This window comes from Cupriavidus sp. PET2-C1, from assembly GCF_054515855.1.
Genome location: NZ_CM137259.1, coordinates 2,562,242 through 2,578,960, shown reverse-complemented (window position 1 = coordinate 2,578,960; position 16,719 = coordinate 2,562,242). Strand labels below are relative to the sequence as shown.

The window sequence follows — 16,719 nt, the reverse complement described above, 5'->3', positions numbered from 1 at the left end:
GAATGACGAAATTGGATGACGAAATGCAGCGTGCCGGCCTGAAGCCAATCGACGAATCCGCCAAAAAGCCAAAAAGCCAAACACAAATAGCAAGAATTCACCGCGTTCGAGACAAGCTGTTCGGGAGGGCTAACGTATGCACAGGCGAACCGTGCTCGGCACATTGGCAGCGTCGCTGCTGGCTCCGTTGCCTTCGATCTCGTTATCCACGACATCCCCACCCAATGCCGAGGTCTACATCATTTGGCCGCCCGATGGCGCCGTGATCGATGGTGGCAAATTCTGGGTGCGCATGGGCCTGCGCAATATGGGGATCGCCCCCAAGGGCATCGACATGGCCAACGTCGGCCACCATCACCTGTTGATCGACACGGACCTGCCGCCGATGGACAAGGAGATTCCGAATGACCGGAACCACCTGCACTTCGGCGCTGGCGAGACCGAGGCGCGGATCGAACTGCCGCCGGGCAAGCACACCTTGCAGTTGCTGCTTGGCGACAAGGATCACAAGCCCCACGACCCGCCGATCTACTCCAAGAAGATCACCATCACCGTTCGATAAGGCCCCGGGCCGCCGGGCCGGCGGCACGATACGGGAGACAGTCCATGCGTAAGCTCATTCCGGCTGCTGCGCTTGCCGCCAGCCTGCTTCTGATCGGTGGCACGCCGAGCGGCGCAATCGCGGATGCCACGCCCGCGCCCGCCCATGCCTACCTGTATATCGGCTTTCCCAACAACAACCAGGTCCTGCCGGCGGGCAAGCCGATCAAGGTGTGGTTCGGGCTGCGCGGCATGGGCGTAGCGCCACGCGGCGTGAAGTTTCCGAACAGCGGCCATCACCATCTGCTGATCGATACCGACCTGCCGCCCATGGACAAGGAAATCCCGAACGACCGCAACCATCTGCATTTCGGCGCCGGCGAGACGGAGACCACGATCGAGCTGCCGCCCGGCAAACATACCTTGCAACTGCTGATGGCCGACGACAAGCACATTCCGCACAACCCGCCGATCTACTCCAAGAAGATCACGATCTACGTGAAGTAACTCCGGTCGTTCAGGTCGTTCATTCGGGTTCGCACTTTTTGCGCGGCGGCGCATGACGCGTCCCGCTCGCGCATCGCCGCGGATCTCATTGCGCGCTTGCCAGGCGGCGCTCGCCGCACAACGCCCTCGTGTCTTCATCGCACCGGCCGTGCCCGCCGCAGGCGGCGGGCGTTTGTCGCCAGCGAGCAAACACATGGTGTCTGTTGTGTTGGCCGCCGCCCATCAGATCCAGGCCGCCCCGGCGCGCTTGCTGGCACGTCTTTTCCGGCGCGATCCATTTTTGCCCCAGGCCCAGCCTGCGTTTGCGGGCGATCTGCGATGGCATGGCCCGCCTTGGCACACTCCATGCGTTTGTACCTCCCGAGCGCAGCACAGATGCTCAACCCAAATGAACCCAAGTCCCAATCGCTCCCAAGGAGAACTGCCATGACTACCACCCTCGCCATCAAGGACCTGTCGGTCACCGAAGAACTCGACACCCGCGCCATGCGCGCCGTGCGCGGCGGCTTCGTGCCCTTCATGCCCGTCTTCAGCCTGACCAAGATCGACTCGACCTTCAATGCCCAGCAACTGATCGGGCAGACGCAAAACGTCGTCAACATGAACGGCAACAACACGGCCTTTGCCGATGACATCAAGTCCCACGTGACGTCGACGCAGAACGCCAGCAACAACATCTATCGTTGAAGCCACCGCCGCCCTCCCGGCGTGCCGGGCAGGGCGGCCCTTTTTTTTTGCCGCAGGGCCTTTATTTACAGGTTGGATCGCGCCGCTAGCGGATACACAATGCATGCAGGGCGTGTTGATGGCGCGGCTCCTTTGCATCCGGGCCATGACTGACCCGGCGCCGATGGCGCCGGCGATGCGGCTGACGGGGGCCAGTGCCCGCCGTGGCCTCTTCAGCCCGCCGACGCTCGCAGGAGGCGATCGTGCCAGACCCTTTCACCCCGTTCATCGTGCATGGTGCGCGCACCACTTTGCGGCGGTGCCTGATGGCAGGCGCCTGCCTGCTGGTGCTGGCCGCTTGCGCCGACTTTCGTCCGCCGGTGTACCAGCGGCCCGAAACGCCGGCCAAGCCGGATTGGGCGCGCCAGGGATCGATCACGGTTTCGCCGGCGGAAACGATCGTGCCGAACTGGTGGCAGGCGTTCCGGGATCCGTACCTGGATGGACTGGTCGACAAGGCGATTGCGGGGAACTACGACATCAAGGTGCTGGCCGCACGCATCAAGGTGGCGGGCGCGCAGATCGCCGAGGTCAAGGCCGGCGCGCTGCCGGTCTTTGACGTGGGGGCAGGGGCAAGCTTCGAGAAGAGCACGGGCACGTCGCTCGTCAAGACCTACAACCTCGGCACCCAGGTCAACTGGGACATCGATATATGGGGCAAGGTGGAGAAGGGCGTGCAGGCCCAGACCGCCGAATTCAACGCAACCGAAGCGGATTGGCGTGCCGGCTACCTCACCCTGGTCTCGGATGTGTCCACCACCTACTTCCAGATATTGCAGTTCGACGAACAGATCGATCAGCAGAGCAAAACGCTGGCGAGGAACAAGCAGATCCTCACCACCTACCAGGCCATGTTCCAGAACGGCCTGATCCCGAAGATCCGCGTGATGCAGCAGCAGGCCGAGATCAACCGGCTCACCAAGGACTTGCTGGAGCTGCGCCGCTCGCGCGACATTTCCGAGAACGCGCTGGGCACGCTGGTGGGGGTGCCTGCCGGCGTGTTCAAGGTGCCGGCCGGGCGACTGCAAGAGCGCGTGCAACTGCCGGCGGTGCCGGCGGGGCTGCCGTCGCAATTGCTCTCGCGGCGCCCTGACATCGTGGCGGCGGAGTATCGCGTGCTCGAGTCCGTCAACCTGGTCGGCCAGGCGCGCCTGGCACAGCTGCCCAGCGTCAGCCTGACGGGCCGCGGCGGCACGGCGAGTTTCGCGCTGAGCGACCTGCTGAAGTCCTTCACCTTCGGCTTCATGCCGAGCATCAATCTGCCCATGCTGGACCCGGGCGTGCGTGCCCGGGTGAAGACCAGCGAGGCGCAGACCAAGGTCGCCGAGAGCGAATACGGCCGCACCGTGATTACGGCATTCGAGGAAGTGGAGAACGCGCTGGTCAACGTCGACGCGCACAAGAAGCAGCGCGTGGAACTGCAGCAGCAGGTTGCGCAATTGCGCGTGGTGTCGGCGCAGATCGAGGCCCAGCTGAAGGAGGGCGTGGTGTCCCAGCTCGATGTCTTCGAGACCGAGCGATCGCTGCTGAGCGCGCAACAGGAATTGTTGGCCAACCACCAACAGATCCTGGCCGACACTGTCACCCTCTACAAGGCACTGGGGGGCGGGTGGCCAAGCACCGAGGTGAGCAACGCGCCCAAAGAGACTTCGCAGCAGGTGTCGAAGTAGGGGGCTGCAACCCGTAGCGCACGAGAAGCCGGGCACGCCCGGCAAGGCGCGAAGTGCGCCACCGGTGGACGTTTGACTACCGGCAAGCGTGGCCTACTATGTCCTTAGTCAACACGTTCACGACGCAGCGGGCCGCACCGGCTCGCGCCGTCGCCATGAAACATGGCTTGCCGCTGGCGCATGCGTCGTGGCACGCGCTGTTGGTGGTATCGAAACATGGCTCCAGACGAAGCTCTGATTGTCGAGATGCGGGCAAAGGTGGGGCAGGCGTTCGATATCGTGCTCGAGCCCATCTCCAACCCTGAGCTCGGCGAGATCCGCATCGACGAGAGCCTGTTCGCCGTGGGCCGCGCGGAAGCGCCTTTCGCCGCATACCCGCCCAATGTATCCGCCGTGCTCTCGCGTCGCCATGCGCGCATCTTTTCCGAGCATGGTGTGGCCTATATCGCTGACCTGGGCAGCAAGAACGGCACCACCGTCAATGGCGCGGCCGTGGCACAGCAGCCGGCCAGGCTGCGCGACGGCGATGAATTGCGCTTTGGCGCTGCGCTGTCCTACCTGGTGCGGCTGCGCGCGCGCGCGCCGGTCCAGGCGCCAAGCCAGGCGCCAATGGTGCTGACGCTCGTGCCCGAGCGCGACGATCTTGGCCTGCAGCCGATCGAGGTGGCTGGCTTTCCCTTCCTGATCAGCAAGGCGGATGCGTCTTTCTCCCGTTACAAGGAGAGCTATCCGCACCAGGTCAACTATATCTCGCGCCGTCATGCGCACATCTTCCTGAAAGGGAACGATCCATTTGTCGAAGACCTCGGCAGTACCAACGGAACCTTCGTCAACGGCAAGCGGGTGGATGAACACGCGGTCGCACTCGGCGAGGGAGATCTTCTTGCGTTCGGTGGCAATCATTTTGTCTATCGGGTTGGCATATGCAACCAGGCCGCCGCCGACGCAACCCTGACCAGTTCGAAGCTGCCGCCGCCCGATGCCGCCGGCGTGCCCGCCCAGGAGCGGGCGGCTTCAGTCTCGGCCCCGTCGGCACCGGCACCCGCCGCGGTGCCAGCACCCGCCACGCCGGCGCACGATCCCGACAAGACCACGTTTGTCGCCGCGGCGGGCTCCTTCCTGGATATCTTCTGCGTCGACTATGCCGCCCAGCAGGAGGATGAGGTCAATCAGGAGGCATTGCCCCAGCCGGAAGGCGATGGCGGCGCGACGGACAAGGCGCGCGCGCAGGGCAAGTTCGCACTCGTCATGGGCAGGCTAGGCAGCAGCTTTGGCGCTTCGGAGCGCGCTGGCCTGAAGCGCGCGGCGCGCTGGGGCGGTGCCGTCGCCGTGGCGGTCGTGGCGTTGCTGCTCTTCCTGTACTTGCGCGGCGCGCCCGAGCGCGAGATGCGGTCCTTGATGGCCGGCGGCAACTACGCCCGCGCCGCTGCCGTGGCCGACGCGTATCTGGAACGCCACCCGGAACATGCCCAGTTTCGCGCGATGGGTACCGAGGCGCTGCTGCGCGACCAGGTGCCGGGATGGATCGGCAAGCTGCAGGCGCGCGACTTCAATGGCGCCGAGACGGCACTGGCGCGCATGAAGACCCTCGGCGCGCACAATGCCGACGCGCGCGGCGCGCTGGATGAACTCGACTGGATCGGCCGGCTGAACCGCTTCGTGGCCGGCCGGGGCGGCGTGGATGCGCCGATCCGCATCTTCACCGATGAAGCCGGCATCCGTGCGCTGCTCAAGCACTGGAATGACGACACGCCCGCGCACCAGCGGGCGCTGGACCGCATCGCCGCCTATGTGCCGCAATTCAGGGAGCCATATGCCGATGCGCTCAGCTATGTGCGCAAGCTGCAGAGCGACGACTCGGTCTATCTGGCCGCCATCGACCGCTTGAATGCATCGCTGGCCAGCGGGTTGGCGAGCGACCATCCTGAAGCGCTGCAGGCCGTGCTGGCGGACTACGCGGAGAAATATCCAAGGCTCGCCGGCATGGATCGCATCAAGGAAGACCTGCGGCAGTACATTGCGCTGGACAGCGCGGCGCGCGCAGCCACGCTGGGCCCGCTGATGGCCCAGATGGCCAAGGCCAGCTTTTCCACACCGCCCTTCCAGGCGCGCTTTCGCGAACTGGCGGCCAGGCGCCTGCCGGCGCCGGAACTGGTACGCCAGTACGCCGAGGTGGACAAGGCCTGGCGCACGGGGGACAGCGCCAAGGCGTTCGCCGGGCTGCAAGCGATCAAGACGGGGCCGTGGGCCGAGGCCGCGGCCAGGGACCTTGCGCGCAAGCAGGCGGTCGCCGCGCAGTTTGTCGAGCTGCAGAAGGCACGCGGCGGCAAGAGCGATGAGGACGCCTTGCTGTCGTTCTACGCCATGCTCGATCCCGCCGAGGATGCCTACTTCCTAAAGGCGGTCGAGCCCGATGTGGCGGCGATACACGACGCGGCGATCCGGCGTGCGCAGGAACTGATGAACGCCGCGCTTGCGTCGTGGCGCCAGTATCGCCGCGATGGCGCCATCGGCGGCGAGCAGCGGCTGGAGTCCGACATCTCCGCCAAGTTCCGCGCGCAGGCACGCCTGCTGTCCAATGCCAGCGCGCAAGCGCGCCAAGGTATGCGCATTTACGCGCAGTTGAAGGTCGGCGACACGGCGCAATGGAGCCAGGTCCGGGAGGATATCGATTCGGAGACGGAGCTGCAGCGGCGTTCCCTGCAGGAATTGCGCATGGTGCTCAGCCCGGCGCTGCTCAAGTCCAAGCTGGCATTGATTGGAGGGGAGGGTGATGAAGGACGACAGCCGAGACAATCGCCTTAAGCCGCTGTCCGAGGCGCTTGAGGACCACAGCGCTGAGGGCATTGCCATACTCAGCGCGGAGCCCTGGAAGCTGATGCAGATCTCCGTGCTGGTCATGGTGTCGCTGGTCGTCTGCGCGCTGGTCTGGTCGTTCGTGGGCCATGCGGATGTGATCGTGTCCGCGGACGGCACCCTCGCCCCGGAGTCGGAAGTGCGCCGGTTCTATGCGCCGGTGGACGGTGAACTGGCGGATCTCTATGTGGCCGAGGGCCAGCCGGTGAACAAGGACGACGTGCTGGCGCGGCTGAATGCGCGTGGCGCGATCGAGGCTGCCACCAATGCGCTGGAGGCGCAGCTCAAGCTGCAGGATTCCGAGCGCGAGTGGAAGCAGTTTCCCGACAAGAAGCTGTTGATGGAGCGCAAGGCGGCAGCGTTGAAGCAGCAGATCGATGTGGCGGAGCGCCTGCACGAGAACCGTACGGCGGAGGGCACGACCCGGCTCGCGGAACAACAGCGGGCACAGCTGCAGCAGGCGCGCAGCAACCTGGACAGCGCGCGGCGCACGCGTGAATTCGCGCGCCAGGAGCAGGACCGCTATGCCCGCCTGTTTGCGCTGCCGGGCGGCGGCGGGGTCTCGCAATCGCAGGTGGAGAGCAAGCGGATTGCCGCCGTGGAAGCGGAGAACGCGCTGCAGATTGCCCAGTCGCGGCTGGCCGAGCTGGACTCCAAGCTGAGCCAGGAATTCAACCAGGCCACCGTGCAGCTCGAAGGCAGCAGCCAGGAGCTGACCAACCTGCGCATCCAGTACGACGCCGCGCTGCGCGAGATTGCCAATACGGAAGACAAGCTGCGCCTGCAGGTGCAGACCGCGCGGCTGGTTGCCGAGGCGGCGGCGCGCATCCGTTTCGAGAATATCGACAAGGATAACTTCCTGCTGATCCTGGCGCCCGTGGCGGGCGTGATTACCGATGTGAGCTCCACGCAGCGCGGTGACAAGGTCCTGGCCAATGCGCCATTGGGCGGCATCGCGCCCAAGAACGCGCGCCCCGTGCTCAAGATCGAGATTGCCGAGCGCGATCGTGCCTTCCTGCGCGAGGGCTTGCCGGTCAAGTTGAAATTCAACGCCTTTCCCTACCAGCGCTATGGCTTGATTGCCGGCACGCTCGAGTACATCTCGCCAGCGACCAAGCTGGCGGGGCCGAACAAGCAGCCGGTGTACGAGGGGCGCGTCCGGCTGGCGCAAGACTACTACACGGTGGCGGACAACAAGTACCCGCTGCGCTACGGCATGACCGCCACGGCCGAAATCGTGGTGCGCGAGCGGCGCCTGATCGACCTGGGGCTGGATCCGTTCCGGCAGGTGGCGGGCTGAAGCCAGCGGATAGCGGCAACACCTGGAAGGTGGCCAGGGATGCATCGGCGGCCCGCACCGGCGTGCGGGCGGATTTTGGCGAATGGAAAACTAACAAGGAGCTGACGAGATGACAGCGATTGTGCGGGTCGACGATGAAGTCATCGGGGTCGAGGAATTCATCCGGGTCTTGAAGCTCACGGGCCAGTTCGAAGGACTGGTCGAGCAGATCGTCAGGGACAAGCTCACGGTGCACGCGGCAAAGAAGCAGGGCATTACCGTGGCGCCGGAGGAAATCCAGGAACGTGCCGATCAGTTCCGGCGCGTGCAGGGCTTGCACCGCGCGACGGAGATGAACCATTATCTCGACGTGCTCGGTGTGAGCCTGGACGAGTTTGAAGCGTTCGTGACCGATAGCCTCTACCAGGAAAAGATGCTTGCCGAGGTGGCCAGCGACAAGGCCGTCGAGGCCTACTTCAAGCTGCACTCGCCGAAATTCGACAGCATCGAGGTGAGTCATATCGTGGTGGACGCCGAGGGCAAGGCAAAGGAGCTGATCTCCTATCTGCGGGACGATCCCGACAGCTTCGCCGAGATGGCGCGCGAGCACTCCATCGCGGACACGAAAGAGCAGGGCGGCGCGATCGGCAAGGTCCTGCGCGGTTCGCTGAAGACGGATATTGAAGCCAAGGTGTTCAACGCCGCCACCGGCGACCTGCTCGGTCCGTTCCCGTCCCAGGACCGCTCCTTCTTCGAGATCTTCATGGTAAGCGCCAAGCATCCTGCCGCGCTCGATGCCGACGTGGCGGCGGAGGTGCGCCGACTCCTGCGCGAAGACTGGCTGATGGCCAGGGCGCAGGAACACGTCATCGAAGCGCGCTAGCCGCTAGCGCCCAGACGCATATGGAAGCCAGCCCCGAACTGCATCCGCTCGCCGACTTCCTGGCTGGCGTGGAAATACTCTCGCCGTTCTCTCGCGAGGAAATGGAGCGGCTGGCGGAGCATGCGCAAGCGCTTTCGTACGGCTTTGGCGAGACCATCTGCAATGCGGGCGAGGCGGCAGACGGGCTCTTCATCATCAAGTCGGGGTCCGTGCGCATCTTCAATGAAGATCATGGCAAGGAAGTCAGCCTGGGCGTGCGTAAGGCGCGCGAGGTGTTCGCCGACATTGCCATGCTGCGTGAGTACCGGCATGAATCCTCGGTGCGCTCGTCCGCCAAGACCGAGCTGCTCTTTATTCCGCGCAGCGTGACCGAGCCCATGATTGCGCAGAATCCGGAGGCGATGGCTTTTGTCGCCAGCTATGTGGCGATCAGTTCGGCCGGCGGCTTTGTCGCCCGCTTGTTCGACCTGCGCGGCAAGCTCGACAAGAGTGAGCTGGAGGAGGCCGTGCGCAGCGTGGGGGTGAAGCGCGTTTCCGCCGGCAAGGAAATCCTGAAGCAGGATGCACGGGAGGACCGCCGCCTGTACGTGGTGCGCCAGGGCGAAGTGCGCATTGTGCGGACCGAGGAGGGCGTCGAGTATCCATTGGCGACCCTGCGCCAGGGCGACATCTTTGGCGAGCGCGCCTGCGTGATGCGCCAGGAGCAGATTGCGTCGGCCATCGCCGGCACGGATGCGCGGCTGCTGGTGATTCCGGAAAAGACCGTGCAGCTGATCCTGGAGCGCAATCCCAAGCTGCGCGAGGTGCTGGAAGAGCGTATCCGCTTTATCGACCGGGAGCTGCACCGGCAAAAGAAGATGGCCGAGCGGCGCAAGCATCCGGTGATGCTCGACCTGCGCTCGAAGCCGGAGTTCGGCGAGCGGGTGATCCGCCGCTTCGCCCTGGTCGAGCAAGCCGAGGAGATGGATTGCGGCGCTGCCTGCCTGGCGATGATCTGCCGCCATCACGGCATCCCCATGACACTCGGCAAGCTGCGCGAGCTGGCCAACGTGACCACACAGGGCGCCACGCTGGACAGCCTGGCCCGCGCCGGCGAGTCGCTCGGCTTTACCACGCGCGGTGTGCAGTGCACGCATGATTCCTTGCTGGGTTTCGAGCTGCCGTTCATCGTGCACTGGGAGGGCTACCACTATGTGGTGGTCTACGGCGTATCGAAGCGCTGGGTGTGGGTGGCTGACCCAGCGCTCGGCTTTCGCAAGATGGGCGTGGAGGAGTTCGAGCGCGGGTGGAGCGGCACCTGCCTGCTTTTCACCTCCGGCGAAAGCATGGCGCAACTGGCGGTGGCGCGCTCGCCCTGGCTGCGCTTCATCGGCTACCTGGCGCCGTACAAACGGATCCTTGCGCACCTGTTCATGGCGACCTTCGTGATCCAGGTGCTGGGCGTGGTGCCGCCCCTGATCATCCAGAACATCCTTGACGGGGTGGTCGTGCACCAGAACATGGGCCTGCTGAACCTGCTGATACTTGGGTTGATCGTTTCCAGCGTGTTTTCGCAACTGATGAGTTCGGTGCGAGCGTATCTCGCCAACTTCATGGTGCGCAATATGGACTTCGCCATGATGTCGCACTTCTTCAAGCACACCATGTCGCTGCCATTTTCCTTCTTCGCCAAGCGCAAGACGGGCGACATCTTCGCGCGCTTCCAGGAGAACCAGACCATCCGCGCCTTCCTGACCGAGTCGACGGTGACGACGGCGCTCAATCTGCTGATGGTGTTTATCTACTTCACCATCATGTTTCTCTACAACGTCAAGATGACGCTGGTGCTGATCGCCTTCGTGATCCCTATCGCGATCCTGACGATCGTGGCAACGCCAAAGGTCAAGGCCTTCGCGCGCGAGGTGTTCACCACCACGACCGATGCGCGGTCCTACCTGATGGAGGCGCTGGGCGGGGTGGAAACGGTCAAGGGCATGGGAATCGAGCGCCCGGTGCGCCTGAAGTGGGAGAAGAAGTACGCCAAGGCGCTGGAGGTCCAGTACAGGGCGCAGGCGTTCCATATCCTGGTTGGGCTGGCCAGCCAGTTGCTCAATGCCGCGACCACCATCGCGGTGCTATGGGTGGGCGCCAACCTGGTGCTGCAGCGCGAGCTGACCGTTGGCCAGCTCATTGCTTTCAACGCCTTCATGGGCAGCGTGCTGGCGCCGTTGATGGGGCTGGTGGCATTGTGGGGCCAGCTCAACGATGCCGGCGTGGCGATGGAGCGCCTGGGCGACGTGCTGGACCTCGATCCGGAGCAAAAGCCGGAGGAGCTGGCGTCGCGCGTGATGCTGCCGGACCTGCAAGGCGAGATCAACCTGGAGGGCGTCTATTTCCGCTACGGCGGCGCCGAAACGCCCTACGTGCTGGAGAACATCAGCTTCAGCATCAAGCCCGGAGAATTGCTGGCCATCGTGGGACGCAGCGGATCAGGCAAGACCACGCTAGCCAAGATGCTGGTGGGGTTCTACGTGCCCACGGAAGGCAAGATCACCGTGGACGGCTACGACCTCGGCGTGATCGACAAAGAGTATTACCGCGCGCAGATCGGCTACGTGATGCAGAGCAACCTGCTGTTCTCAGGCACCATCGCCGAGAACATCGCCTGCGGCGACGACAGCCCGGATCGCCGCCATATCGAGGAAGTCGCCAAGATGGCCGATGCCCACGCGTTCATCAGCAAGCTGCCGCTGGGTTACGAGCAAGTGGTGGGCGAGCGCGGCGTGGGTTTGTCCGGCGGGCAGATCCAGCGCCTGTGCATTGCCCGCGCGCTTTATCACGATCCGCGCCTGCTGGTCTTCGACGAGGCAACCTCGGCGCTGGACACGCAATCGGAGAGCAACATCCTTGGCAACATGCAGGAGATCCTGCAGGGCCGCACGGCCGTGATCATCGCGCACCGCCTGAGCACCATCATGCGTGCGGACAAGATCCTGGTGCTGTACGAAGGGGCCATCGTGGAGCAAGGGCGGCATGAGGAACTGCTGGAGCGCAAGGGCATGTACTACCAGCTGGTGCAGAAGCAGCTGAGCTCGGAGTGAGCGCTTTCGCACGGCCCGGGTGCCGCCGGGCAGCAATGGCGCATCTGGCATATCTGCTGTATCGCGACGCATGGGGGAGCGCGACATGAAGCTGTTCAACCAGGGTGGCTCCGTCGGGTCGGCCATCTCCTATGCCGGGCTGATCGAGAAGATCGAGATCCTGCGCTCGACGTTGCGCTGGGCCTCCAAGCTCGAGCGCACGGAGATCGAGAAGCTGCTCAAGCAGGCCACTACGCTGCGCGACGAGGTGATGCAGCTATCGCACAAGGAGCGCTTTGTGCAGGCAGCCGTGGCGGAACCGGTGCCGGCCGACCTGGCGCCGCGCGAGCGCCGCCAGGCGTTGCTGGAGCGCAGCTTTATTTTCGAGGGCACTTTTGGCGACAACCCCAAGCTGCTGGAGGCGCTGGAGATCGCCGAGAAGGCGGCGCCGACCGATCTGCCGGTGCTGATCGATGGCGAGAGCGGCACGGGCAAGGAGCTGATGGCCAAGGTGATCCATGCCAACGGCTCCAGGACGGATAAGCCCTATATCTCGGTGAACTGCGGGGCCATCCCTGAGAACCTGCTGGAGTCGGAGTTGTTCGGCCACAAGAAGGGCGCCTTTACGGGCGCGGCCAACGATCGCCGCGGCAAGTTCGAGAGCGCGCATACCGGCACCATCTTCCTCGATGAGATTGGCGAACTGCCACTCACCGGGCAGGTCAAGCTGCTGCGCGTGCTGGAGTCGCACGAGATCCAGCGGGTCGGCTCCGACGAGACGATTTCGGTCGACACGCGCATCGTGGCAGCCACCAACCGGGACCTGCGGCGCCTGAGCGAGGAGGGCAAGTTCCGCGAAGACCTGTTCTACCGCCTCAGTGTGATCCACGTCACGCTGCCGCCGCTGCGCGAGCGGCGCGACGAAATCGCCTTGCTGGTGGCGTATTTCGGCGACGAGGCCGCCGGCGCGTTAAAGCGCCGGCCCATCAAGCTCACCCCGCGCCTGCGCGACTTCTTGATGAATTACGCCTATCCGGGCAATATCCGCGAGTTGCGCAACCTGATGTACCGGACCTCCTGCCTCGCCGGCGACACGGCCGATCTGGAGCATCTTCCGCAGGATCTGCGGCCCAGGCCATCGGCGCCGGCAGCCAGTGGCGCCGTGGCACCGCTCGTGGTGGATGCGTCCACCGCCACCTCGCTCAGCGAAGCCAAGCGCGCTGCCAGCGATGAAGCCGAGCGTGCATTTCTCGAGCGGGGATTGCAGGAGGTCGGCGGCACGGTGGCGGAGCTGGCCAGGCGCTTCGACATGAATCGCTCGCACCTGCAGATGCTGCTGAAGAAGCACGGCATCCATTCCAAGGACTTTCGCAACCAGGGCGCGGTGCAGGGCGGCAAGGCGCGATAGGAGGGCTGTCTGTAGGGGGGCTGTAGGGGGCGGTAAGAGGGGCGCTAAGCCGCACGCCAGCCTACAGCGCGGGATTCACCATGGTCTTGTCCGAGGCGTAGAGATCCTCGGCGCGCGCCACCACCGCCGAGATGTTGTCGTGACCGCCACGGCCCAGCGCCGCGGTCACCAGTGCCTGCGCAGCCAGCTCGCAATCGCCGCAGGCCAGCACGCTGGCGATCTCCGGGTCCCGCAGCTCATTGCTCAGGCCATCGCTGCAGAGCAGGAACATATCGGCATCCGCGACTTCCACCCAGGTCTGGTCCAGTTCCAGCGCCGTGTTCGCGCCGACCGCGCGGGTGATGGTGTTGTGCGCAGGGTGATGCACAGCTTCTTCCGCGGTGATCAGGCCGCGCGCCTTGAGTTCTTCCACGCGGCTGTGGTCTCGGGTCAACTGGGTCAGGTGCGCGTCGCGGTACAGGTAAATGCGGCTGTCGCCCGCCCACAGGCAGCCACAGAAGCGTTCGCACGCCATCAGCACCACCACCGTGCTGCCAATGCGCCGGACCTGCCGGCGTGCCGCTTCCTCCAGCAATTCGCGATTGACCTCCTGCAAGGCGATGCGGGCCCCGTCGAGCAAGCTTTCGAGGCTGTGCGGCAGGGCCAGCCGGGACAGCGTCTCCACGACCAGATTGCTGGCATAGTCGCCAACCGCGTGGCCGCCCATGCCATCCGCCACCACCCAGAGCCCGCGCTCCGGCTGGTCGAGACAGGCATCCTCATTGCGCTCCCGTACCAGGCCGACATCGGTGCGAGCGGCTGAAGTCCAGCGGAATTGCGATGCACAGGTCACGATCATCTCCGGTGTTCGGGCGAGCCAGAACGCGACAACGCCACGCCAGCGCCTGGGCGGCATTGGCGTGGCGGGCGGCGCATGGCCGGACCGTGCGGGCTGCGCGCGAACCGGCTTACATCCGGCCGTCGTTCCTTGCCCCTTGTCCCGCTTGCACATTGATGTTCGCGCCGGGCGCCGTATTGCGAACGTCGATGTTCTGGAATTGGTTAACCATCTGATCAGCATAGAAGCTGTTGTTGATCTCGTAAAAGTTGACGACGGGCCCAATGCTTTGCCGGGGCGGGGAATAGGGCTGGATCCAGCCGAATACCCAGGGCGCCCCGCCACCCCGGATGGCAGCCATGGCCTGGCCATCCAGCGTGCGGTTGGTGTAGAGGTCGTTGATGGTGAGCGCCGCCATGATGGTCTCCGGTGCGTGGGATGGGTAGGGGCTGTGTTGCGGTCCGTGGCTTCTTGCCATGCGTCTATAGAGCAAAGCGCATGCCAGTGATGTGGCTGGCCCGATGCGGCGCCGCAAGTGCCTGAATTTGCTGTGTTTCCCCTTCTTGCTGGCGATGCCGGGCCGATCTCGGACTTCGCGGCAGGGCCATAAGCGTTGGCGCAACGCCAACATCCTCCACCGGCATGGTGGGGGAAACCCACCGTTTTGACTCGGGCTCGCCGCCCGGCAGCGCACTGCCGCTGCCACTGCCACTGCCATCACGTCCGCTTCGTCATGGCTTCCACGGTCTCGCGGAACTCCCTGATGGCGTGCCGCCAACACTACTGGCATCAGACTGTTGGCTGGCCGGAGACGCTTATCCCCTGCCTGGCCGGTTGAAAACGCCGTAATCCCTTGATCTGCCTGGGGCTGCGGCGTTGGCACGGTTGATGCGAATGGTGTGGCAACCAGCAGGCAATGCCTGCAGCAAGCAAACAGATCAGAGGCAGCCATGAACCACCAACACCAACAACAAGACAAGGCCATCGATGCCGACCTTCCCCTAGGCGCGCACCTGGTCACGGAGCGCCGTGGCTATGCCCACCACGGCATGCAAACCGCCAAGATATCCCTGCGTGGGCTGATCGACAAATGGCTCGGCTCCAACCTGGCGGCTCCCGCGCGGATCACCCGCGTGCGCAGTCCGCGGGCTTGCCGCAGCGGCTGTATCCGGGTGGATGTGGCCCGCCCGTCGGGGCAGTTGTCGATGTTCTTTTTCCGCCATGACGATGGGTGCTGGTGCGTATTCCCGCCAGCGCTCAGGGTGGGCTGAGGTGCTTGACCCGCGCCACGCTGCATGCGGGCTCAATGCCTTCTCCTGGCCACGCAGCGATGTGTCCATCTATCATGGCTTCATCCCCAGCGACGAGGAGCCGCGCGATGGAACGACGATTCGAGTACGGCGGTTATGCCGTGGTAGCACGTGCGGCTGCACTGGCCGGTGGCGGCTATACGGCAACGGTTATCATTTCCGACGCCTTCGGCGACGCGCCGCAGCCTTCATTCGAGGAAGAGGCCGGCGTGGCTGACACGGCGGAAGCCGCGATTGCCCTGGCGGAAGCCTCGGCCATGCGGACCATCGACGCCGGGCAGGTGAACTAGCCGGGCGGGCCCCTGCCTTCAATAACGTGCAGGGCCGTCATTAGCGGGACGTTGCACAGGTGCGCTTGCTGCGACTTGAAATGGCGGCTGCTGGTCGGCCTGACGCCCGTCCGGGCGCGCCGACTTTGCCTGGCAGGGGACCTGGGCTCCTGTTCCAGGCCGAGCAGCCCGATGTGGCGCTGCTGCTCGCCAAGGTGGGCTATCTGTTCATCATCTTCCTGCCGACCTGTTTCTATCACTTCGTGACCGAGGTCACCGAGTGCCGCACCGAGCCTGACTCCCACCTCACTTGGTCGCCTTGCATGCGATGAATCGTGCGGTTTGGATGTCCGTCTTGTCGTACACGTGGACCGTTTCCTCATAAGGCTTATTAGGGCCGGTTATATACGAAAGGGGGGCACAGGTAACTTCCGGATGAGTTGCCTTACATGAGTTGCCTTACGTATGGGCGAGCGCAGCCTGGTGTTCCCGGCGTACCGCTTCCCGCTGCCGAGGGCGTCGCATACATCGTCCAGATTGAGCAGCACACGGCCGTCGTAGCGCGCCGCCAGGATGAAGAGTAGGTCCTTGGGCCGTGCTACGATTCTCTTGAACAACTGGAGAAAGCTATGGATCTCCAAGGCTTCACGTACTACAAGGATCACTGGTACGAGGCTTCCGCGGCGTCCCCAACCGGTGGGCCCTGGCATGGTGAGGTGACGATCTGTGCAAAGGCAGCGGACGGCAGCTCGATCAAGATCTTCGAGCACGAACCCGTGCCTGGGCAATACTTTTCCGAAGGCGAGGCCTGGCAGCATGCACGCGACTATGCCGAGAAGCTGATAGACGAAGGCCGGGCGGACCCAGGCGCTCACTGATCCGCGCACCGTACCCCCATCCGGGTCAACCACACTGCGTGCTACGGTCTTCCGAAATCAGGGGAGGCACATATGGACTTCAAGTACAGAGGCCGGGATATCTCCATCCAGACGCGAGAGGTCGCGAGCAATCGGTGGGACTGGTCGTATGTCATCCGTGGGCACGGACACAGGCAAAACACTCGGGAGCCTGCGGCCTCGGAAGAGATCGCGATCGATGATGCATATCGAGTTGCGAAACGCGAGATTGATCAGATCAGCGTTGACTGCGACGACTAGCCGCAGCGCTTGGGCCTGGCGATCCAGCCTTACTACGACCAATCGGGCGCAGCTTTCCAACCTCTTCCTCGTACTTCGTGATTAGTGCCCCGATGGTAAACTCGCTTAATCTCCGATCGTCGGCGAACCCTCCGTTCCGCACGTCGATTTCTACCTGCTGAGCCCAGCGTTCTGCCAGCGCCTTTTAGTCGAAGGTGCGCGTGATTGTGGGGTGGCCCTTGCGTCTTATCTGAGCGCG

General features: G+C 64.3%; 16 protein-coding genes. 13 read left to right on the top strand and 3 right to left on the bottom strand.

Annotation, left to right across the window (positions count from 1 at the left end; all coding sequences use genetic code 11):
* Positions 1-136: 136 nt before the first annotated feature.
* Both ACX12D_RS11675 and ACX12D_RS11670 read left to right on the top strand, forming a co-directional pair.
* Complete coding sequence (locus ACX12D_RS11675) at positions 137-562, top strand: DUF4399 domain-containing protein (RefSeq protein WP_441641583.1); 426 nt, start codon at positions 137-139, stop codon at positions 560-562.
* A 44-nt stretch (positions 563-606) separates the two neighbouring features.
* The gene (locus ACX12D_RS11670; protein ID WP_459371261.1) at positions 607-1,047 is read left to right on the top strand and encodes a DUF4399 domain-containing protein; all 441 of its coding nucleotides are present in this window, start codon (positions 607-609) and stop codon (positions 1,045-1,047) included.
* An 85-nt stretch (positions 1,048-1,132) separates the two neighbouring features.
* Here ACX12D_RS11670 and ACX12D_RS11665 read toward each other — a convergent pair whose 3' ends face one another.
* Entirely contained in the window at positions 1,133-1,372 is a 240-nt protein-coding gene (locus ACX12D_RS11665; RefSeq protein ID WP_459371260.1) for a hypothetical protein, read from the bottom strand.
* 101 nt (positions 1,373-1,473) lie between these two features.
* Here ACX12D_RS11665 and ACX12D_RS11660 point away from each other — a divergent pair, with 101 nt between their 5' ends.
* The 7 genes from ACX12D_RS11660 to ACX12D_RS11630 all read left to right on the top strand — a co-directional run bounded on the left by ACX12D_RS11660 (position 1,474) and on the right by ACX12D_RS11630 (position 12,928).
* Positions 1,474-1,734, top strand: coding sequence for a hypothetical protein (locus ACX12D_RS11660; RefSeq protein WP_459371259.1), 261 nt, complete (start codon positions 1,474-1,476; stop codon positions 1,732-1,734).
* A gap of 305 nt (positions 1,735-2,039) precedes the next feature.
* Complete coding sequence (locus ACX12D_RS11655) at positions 2,040-3,443, top strand: efflux transporter outer membrane subunit (protein WP_459374003.1); 1,404 nt, start codon at positions 2,040-2,042, stop codon at positions 3,441-3,443.
* A 216-nt stretch (positions 3,444-3,659) separates the two neighbouring features.
* Positions 3,660-6,248: an FHA domain-containing protein gene (locus tag ACX12D_RS11650; protein WP_459371258.1), complete on the top strand. Its 2,589-nt coding sequence runs from the start codon at positions 3,660-3,662 to the stop codon at positions 6,246-6,248.
* On the top strand, positions 6,217-7,599 hold the full coding sequence (locus ACX12D_RS11645) for an HlyD family efflux transporter periplasmic adaptor subunit (protein ID WP_174428604.1): 1,383 nt from the start codon (positions 6,217-6,219) through the stop codon (positions 7,597-7,599). The genes ACX12D_RS11650 and ACX12D_RS11645 overlap by 32 nt, the downstream gene beginning before the upstream one ends.
* 109 nt (positions 7,600-7,708) lie before the next feature.
* On the top strand, positions 7,709-8,461 hold the full coding sequence (locus ACX12D_RS11640) for a peptidylprolyl isomerase (RefSeq protein WP_441641424.1): 753 nt from the start codon (positions 7,709-7,711) through the stop codon (positions 8,459-8,461).
* A gap of 20 nt (positions 8,462-8,481) precedes the next feature.
* On the top strand, positions 8,482-11,541 hold the full coding sequence (locus tag ACX12D_RS11635) for an ABC transporter transmembrane domain-containing protein (protein WP_459371257.1): 3,060 nt from the start codon (positions 8,482-8,484) through the stop codon (positions 11,539-11,541).
* Between the two features lie 85 nt (positions 11,542-11,626).
* Positions 11,627-12,928, top strand: coding sequence for a sigma-54 interaction domain-containing protein (locus tag ACX12D_RS11630; RefSeq protein WP_459371256.1), 1,302 nt, complete (start codon positions 11,627-11,629; stop codon positions 12,926-12,928).
* Positions 12,929-12,989: 61 nt separating this feature from the next.
* Here ACX12D_RS11630 and ACX12D_RS11625 read toward each other — a convergent pair whose 3' ends face one another.
* On the bottom strand, positions 12,990-13,760 hold the full coding sequence (locus tag ACX12D_RS11625) for a PP2C family protein-serine/threonine phosphatase (RefSeq protein ID WP_459371255.1): 771 nt from the start codon (positions 13,758-13,760) through the stop codon (positions 12,990-12,992).
* A gap of 115 nt (positions 13,761-13,875) precedes the next feature.
* A complete protein-coding gene (locus ACX12D_RS11620; RefSeq protein WP_441641420.1) occupies positions 13,876-14,163 on the bottom strand; it encodes a hypothetical protein in 288 nt (95 codons plus the stop codon).
* 532 nt (positions 14,164-14,695) lie between these two features.
* Between ACX12D_RS11620 and ACX12D_RS11615 the strand changes: the two genes are divergently transcribed.
* From ACX12D_RS11615 to ACX12D_RS11600, 4 genes are all read left to right on the top strand, one after another.
* Entirely contained in the window at positions 14,696-15,016 is a 321-nt protein-coding gene (locus ACX12D_RS11615; RefSeq protein WP_459371254.1) for a hypothetical protein, read from the top strand.
* A gap of 107 nt (positions 15,017-15,123) precedes the next feature.
* A complete protein-coding gene (locus ACX12D_RS11610) occupies positions 15,124-15,345 on the top strand; it encodes a hypothetical protein (protein WP_459371253.1) in 222 nt (73 codons plus the stop codon).
* Between the two features lie 65 nt (positions 15,346-15,410).
* Positions 15,411-15,656: a hypothetical protein gene (locus ACX12D_RS11605; protein ID WP_459374072.1), complete on the top strand. Its 246-nt coding sequence runs from the start codon at positions 15,411-15,413 to the stop codon at positions 15,654-15,656.
* A gap of 297 nt (positions 15,657-15,953) precedes the next feature.
* Positions 15,954-16,202: a hypothetical protein gene (locus ACX12D_RS11600; RefSeq protein ID WP_441641416.1), complete on the top strand. Its 249-nt coding sequence runs from the start codon at positions 15,954-15,956 to the stop codon at positions 16,200-16,202.
* The last annotated feature ends 517 nt before the right edge of the window (positions 16,203-16,719 follow it).